The sequence below is a fragment of the Corallococcus sp. 4LFB genome (assembly GCF_046520365.1).
Lineage (GTDB): Bacteria > Myxococcota > Myxococcia > Myxococcales > Myxococcaceae > Corallococcus > Corallococcus caeni.
The window spans coordinates 1-6,054 of record NZ_JBKGHJ010000492.1; the positions used below are offsets into that span (position 1 = coordinate 1).

Sequence of the window (6,054 nt, forward strand, 5' to 3'; positions counted from 1 at the left end):
GGGTGAGGCCGTTGCCGGCGCCACGGTGGGCGTGCGCGCGCAGTGGCGACCGGGCGGAGCTGCTCCAGGCCCGTTCGGCGGAGGACGGGCGCTTCGAGGTGGGCGGGCTCGCGCCGGGGGCCTACGACGTGCAGGTGAGCGCTCCGGGCTTTCAGCCGCTCCTGCGCAGGGGGCTGGGCGTGCTCGCGGGGCAGCGCTTCGACGTGGTGCTGGAGCTCGCGGTGCCGGGGCGCATCGAGGGCACGGTGGTGGATGGCGCGGAGGCGCCGCTCCCCGGCGTGACGGTGGTGGCACGACTCAAGTGGCGGCCCCTGCCGGACGCGCTGCCTTCAATGACAGACGCGCAGGGACGCTTCGTGCTGGAGGACGTGCCGGAGGGCACCGTGTACGTCGTGGCACGCCGCGCGGACAGCGAGGACGCCGTGCGCCAGCCCGTGCGCGTGGAGGCGGGGAAGACGGCGACGGCGCGGCTGAAGCTCGTGGACGAGGGCGTGCTGGAGGGGACCGTGCGCAAGGAGGACGGAGGGCGGCCGGCGGGGGCGGTGACGGTCTCCGCGTACCGGGTGGGCGCCCCGGCCTTCGAGTCCGTCGACGTGCCCGCGAAGCCGGATGGAACGTGGTCGATGCGCGTGGGCGCGGGGCGCTACCAGCTGGGTGCGTGGCTGTCCGAGCTGCGCTTCCAGAACGGCGACCAGCAGCAGGTGGTGGCGCTGGAGGCGGGCGGCCGGCGCCACGTGGACCTGGTGGTGGGCGAGCCGAAGAAGCCGCTCCGCGTGACGGTGCTGGAGCCCAACGGCGCGCCTGGCGTCCACGCGACGGTGATGGCCACGGAGGCGGGCCGCACGGACATCCAGGCGGAGGAGCTGACGGACGCGTCCGGACAGGCGGTGCTGGCGCTGGACGGCCTGGGGTCGGACGCGTGGCGCGTCTGGGCCACGAACGGCGGACGGCAGGGCGAGGCCGCGCGTGTGTCCGCGTCCCAGAAGGAGCTCACGCTCCAGCTGAAGCCCGCCGCCCGGCTGAAGGGCACCGTCCGCTCCGCGGGAGGCCGCGAGGTGCGAGGCTTCACGCTGACCGTCACCGCCGCGCGCGGCGAGGACGACTTCCTCTCCCGCGTGGAGCGCCAGTTCTCCGGGGACGCCTTCCAGGTGGACGACGTCTTCCCCACGCCCGTCACCGTCACGGCCACGCTGGCGGACGGACGCGCGGGCAAGGTGGACGTGACGCTCGCGTCGGGCGCGGAGGCCGCCGTGGAGGTGGTGGTGGACGCGGGCGGCGGTGTGTCCGGACGGCTGGTGGATGCGCGCACGAGCGAGCCGCTGGCGGGCGCGTACGTGGACGCGGACGGCCTCGCGTCCCCCACGACGGGCGCGGACGGCCGCTTCGAGTTGAAGGACCTGGCCCCGGGCCCGCACCGGCTCACCGCGTGGAGCCGGGGGCGGGAGCTGGTGGACCGGCGGGTGACGCTCGCCGCCGGGAAGACGCAGGAGCTGGGCGACTGGCGCCTGGGCTTCCAGCGCGTGGAGCCGGGCCGGCTGGGCCTGAGCTTCGGCATGAGCGGACGGGAGGTCATCATCAGCGGCATCGCCGAGGGCGCGGACGTCGCGGGCCTCCAGGTGGGGGACGTGGTGCGCTCCATCGACGGGGCGGTGGTGCTGGACACGGGCGAGGCGCGGCGGCGCGAGCTGGGCGCGCCGGGCAGCCCCGCGGTGCTCGCCCTCCACCGGAGCGGCCAGCCGCTGTCCTTCACGTTCACCCGCGCACGCTGAGGGCCGCGCGGCTTGAAAGCGCGGGGCGGGCCCTGACAGCATCCGGCCCCATGGATGAGCGCTTCACTCCGGAGCACGAGGCGTTCCGCCGCACCGTGCGTCAGTTCGCAGAGAAGGAGCTGGCCCCGCACGCGCTGGAGTGGGACCAGGCCGGCGAGTTCCCCCGCGACGTCTTCCGCCGCTGCGGCGAGCTGGGCTTCTTCGGCATCAGCCACGACCCTGCCTACGGCGGCAGCGGGCTGGACTTCTGGTACGTGGCCGCGTTCGCGGAGGAGCTGGCGCGGGCGCGCAACGGCGGCGTGGCGATGTCGCTGCTGGTGCAGGGGCAGATGGCCACGCCGGTCATCAACGAGCTGGGCACCGACGAACAGAAGCGCGAGTTCCTCGCCCCCGCGCTCACCGGCGAGCGCATCGCGGCGCTGGCGATGAGCGAACCGGACGCGGGCTCGGACCTGGGCCGGCTGCGCACCACCGCGCGCAGGGACGGCGACGACTACGTCATCCAGGGCGCCAAGACGTGGATCTCCAACGGCGCCCGCGCGGACTTCCTGGTGCTGGCGGTGCGCACGGGAGGGGAGGGCGCGCCGGGCATCTCGCTGGTGACGCTGCCCACGGACGTGAAGGGCTTCGCCGTGTCGAAGAAGCTCCAGAAGGTGGGGCACCGCTCGTCGGACATGGCCATCCTCTACTTCGAGGACTGCCGCATCCCCGCCCGCTACGTGCTGGGCCGGGAGAACGACGGCTTCTTCCACATCATGAACAGCTTCCACGCGGAGCGCCTGGTGACGGCGCTCTACACGGTGGCGGTGATGGACGACCTGCTGCGGGAAGCCATCCGCTACGGCCGCGAGCGTCAGGCGTTTGGAAAGCGGCTGCTGGACTTCCAGGTGTGGCGCCACACCTTCGTGGACCACGCCACCCGCGTGGAGGCGGCGCGGCAGCTCACCTATCAGGCGGTGCAGCTCTTCAATCGCAGACGCAAGCAGAAGCCGGTGAAGGAGATCGCCATGGCCAAGCTCCTCACCACGGAGCTGGCCCAGCGCGTGGCCTATGACTGCCAGCAATTCCTTGGCGGCATGGGCTACGTGGAGGAGTCACACGTCGCGCGGGCGTGGCGCGACGTGCGCATGCTCACCATTGGCGGCGGCACGTCCGAGGTGATGAAGGAGATCATCGCCGGGACGATGGCGCTGTAGCCGCTCACGCGGCCTGCTGTCGCCGGTCCTATTTCCCCAGGAGGCCGCCGAGCATCCCGCCCAGCCCGCCACCGCCCTGGGGGCCGCTGCCGCCCCCGGCGCCGCCCGCGAGCATGGGGGCCACGGCGAGGATCTTCCCCACCAGGCCCGGGTCCAGGCGGGACTTGAGGAAGTCGAGGAGGAGGGGCGCCACGAGGGTCGCCTTGCCCGCGTCCAGGTTGAAGCGCTGGAGGATGGCCACCACGCCGGCCAGCTCCCCCGCGTGGGCCGCCGCGCCGCCCAGGGCGCCCATCATGAGCGTGCGCTGGCGGGCGCGCTGCACGTCCGGCGGCACGTCCACGCTGATGTCCACCGCGAGCCCGCCGTCCGCGGGCTCCGCGTTGCCCACGTTGGCGAACAGCGGGGACGCGTAGGGGCCCGTCGTCGGCGGAGAGGGGTAGGGCCCCGTGGTCGTCGCGCCGCCCAGCCGGCGGAACACGCCGCTGTTGCCGCCCGCGGCCATGTGCGCCTCGCGCAGGCCCTCCAGCAGTTCGTCCATCGTCTGGAAGCGCCGCGCCGGGTCCTTCTCCATGCAGCGGCGCACCACCATCTCAATCTCAGGCGGCACCGCGAGGTCCGGGCGCACGGCCTGGAAGGTGGGGGGCGGCTCCTTGTAGTGGGCGAAGATGAGCTCGATGTGGTCGCGCGCGATGAAGGGCGGCCGGCCCATCAGCATCTGGAACAGCATGATGCCCAGCGAGTACACGTCGCTGCGGGCGTCCGCCACGTTGCGCGCCTGCTCCGGCGCCATGTACTGCGGCGAGCCCAGGAACGTGCCGTTCTGGGTGATTTCGGGGCTGACCGGCCCCTCCTGCTGCGGCGCCACGGACTTCACGAGGCCGAAGTCCAGGACCTTCACCAGGTCCTGATCCGCCTCGTTGAGGATCATGATGTTCGCGGGCTTCAGGTCGCGGTGGATGATGCCCAGCGCGTGCGCCTCGCGCAGCGAGCGGCACACCTGCTGCGCCACCGACACCGCGCGCGCCCAGGGCAGGGGGCCCGCCTGGCCCAGCACCTGCTGGAGCGTGCGCCCCTCCAGGTACTCCATCGCGATGTAGTAGATGCCGTCGTCCGTCTGCCCGTAGTCGATGACGGTGACGGTGTTCGGGTGCCGCAGCTTCGAGGTCAGCGACGCCTCGCGCAGGAAGCGCTTCTGGAAGCCCGGGTCGCGGCTGCTCGGGAAGTTGGGGTTGAGCACCTTGAGCGCGACGACGCGCTCCAGCGGTGCCTGCAGGGCGCGGTACACCTTGCCCATTCCACCGACGCCCAGGGGCTCCAGAATGCTGAAGCGGCCGTTCAACGTCCGGCCGATGAGCGGATCCGTTCCCGGGGCCTCAGGGCTCGGGGAATCGCTCTTGATCATTCGTGTCCCCTAGAAGCTGCGTGCAGCATGGTTTCTCCGGCAAAAGCAGCGCAAGCTCATCCAAGCACAACTCGCCGGTGCGGCGCACCCCAAGGGGGTCCGGAATCCACCACGTCGGGGCAACCACGACCCCGGTCGCAGGGGGGGATGTGAGTCGCGACCTTCGGGTAAGCCCGCATTGCTTTGGACCGTGCTCCCGGATTACGGTTTTTCTTCCTGCCCGCCACGCGGCGGGCGGAGTTCTTCTTCGATGGCCGACACCCCCAGAGTCCCCGTTCCTCCGCAGGCGCGCCGGGTCTCCGTGCAACAGCGCCTGAGCGCGCTGGAGGCGGAGCAGAACCAGCTGCGCCAGGAGCTCGTCTCATTGCAGGGCGAGGTGCGCCTGCCCGGCCTCTACCTGACCGTGGAGGCAGGCAACACGACCGCGCTCGTGCCCGCCAGGCAGGTGCAGGAGGTGGTGCGGCTGGTGGCGCTGGATCCGCTGCCCGGCGCGCCGGTGCACGTGTCCGGCTCCTTCGTCTACCGCGGCAGCCCGGCGGTGGTGGTGGACGTGGCGCGCCTGCTGGGCGTGAAGCGCACGCCGGACCTGGACTCGCTGCTGGTGGTGGTGGACGCGGGCCGCATGGTGGCGCTGCTGGTGGACCGGGTGAAGGACCTGGTGGAGACGCCGGTGCTGGTGGACGGCACGCCGGGCGGCGAGGAGAAGCTGCCCTGGGACGGCACCGGGCTGATGGCCGGGCTGTGCCGCACGCCGGAGGGGCTGCGTCCGCTGCTCCGCACGAGCGCGCTCCTGAACGGCACGGAGGGCCTGTGAGCGACGGGCTTCTCGACGACGCAACGCTCGCGAAGGTCGAGGAGGTGCTCCAGAGCGCCTGCGGCCTGACGCTCGCGAGCAGCCTGCGTCGCTCGCTGGAGCCCGCGCTGGCCCGCGCCGCGCTGTCGCGCAACCTGTCCGGGGCGGCCTTCCTGCGCCAGCTGCTGATGCGCGAGCCGATGGCCGTGGAGGCGTTCATCGAGCACGCCGTCATCGGCGAGACGTACTTCTTCCGCCACCCGGAGCACCTGCGCGCGCTGGTGGCGCGGGCCCGGCTGCACCAGGGCGCCCCGTTCCACGTCTGGAGCGCGGGCTGCGCGAGCGGCGAGGAGCCCTACAGCATCGCCATGGCGCTGATGTCCGCGGGGCTGGGCAACGGCGGGCGCTTCCGCGTGCTGGCGACGGACGTGTCCGGCCGCGCCCTGCAGCGCGCCAAGGCCGGCGTGTACAGCCCCTGGTCGCTGCGGCGCATCGAACCGGAGCTGGAGAAGCGCTTCCTCGCGCCGCACCCCGGCGCGGCGGGGCAGGACACGCAGCACACCGTGGCCCAGGAGGTCGTGCGCACGGTGGACTTCCGCCGCCACAACCTGGCCACGGACGCGGTGCCGTCCATGGGCTTCCACGCCATCTTCTGCCGCAACGTCCTCATCTACTTCACGCCGGAGCTGGTGCGAGCGGTGCTCAGCCGGCTGGTGAGCGCGCTCGCGCCGGGCGGCCTGCTCTTCGTGTCGCCCGCGGAGGTGCCGCTCACCAATGGGATGGGGCTGGAGACGCTGGACGTGGACGGCACCCCCGTCCTGCGCCTGCCCCTGGAGCCGTGGGCCGCCGCCGAGGCCGCGTCCCCGCTGCGCGACACGCCGGGGACCTTCGCCG

Annotated in this window: 4 protein-coding genes and 1 pseudogene; 4 read left to right on the top strand and 1 reads right to left on the bottom strand. The window is 72.8% G+C overall.

Annotated features, from left to right (window positions below; translation table 11 throughout):
- Both ACLEQD_RS34915 and ACLEQD_RS34920 read left to right on the top strand, forming a co-directional pair.
- On the top strand, positions 1–1,769 hold a 1,769-nt coding region (locus ACLEQD_RS34915), incomplete at its 5' end, for a carboxypeptidase regulatory-like domain-containing protein (protein WP_410390056.1).
- A 50-nt stretch (positions 1,770–1,819) separates the two neighbouring features.
- A complete protein-coding gene (locus ACLEQD_RS34920; RefSeq protein ID WP_410390058.1) occupies positions 1,820–2,965 on the top strand; it encodes an acyl-CoA dehydrogenase family protein in 1,146 nt (381 codons plus the stop codon).
- A 244-nt stretch (positions 2,966–3,209) separates the two neighbouring features.
- Here the strand turns inward: ACLEQD_RS34920 and ACLEQD_RS34925 are convergent.
- Positions 3,210–4,367: pseudogene (locus ACLEQD_RS34925) on the bottom strand (serine/threonine-protein kinase); the annotation flags it as partial.
- Between the two features lie 250 nt (positions 4,368–4,617).
- On the opposite strand from ACLEQD_RS34925, the gene ACLEQD_RS34930 reads away from it, so the two are divergent.
- On the top strand, positions 4,618–5,181 hold the full coding sequence (locus ACLEQD_RS34930; protein ID WP_410390060.1) for a chemotaxis protein CheW: 564 nt from the start codon (positions 4,618–4,620) through the stop codon (positions 5,179–5,181).
- Positions 5,178–6,054: CheR family methyltransferase (locus ACLEQD_RS34935; protein ID WP_410390061.1), on the top strand; the 877-nt coding region annotated here is incomplete at its 3' end. The genes ACLEQD_RS34930 and ACLEQD_RS34935, both read left to right, overlap by 4 nt.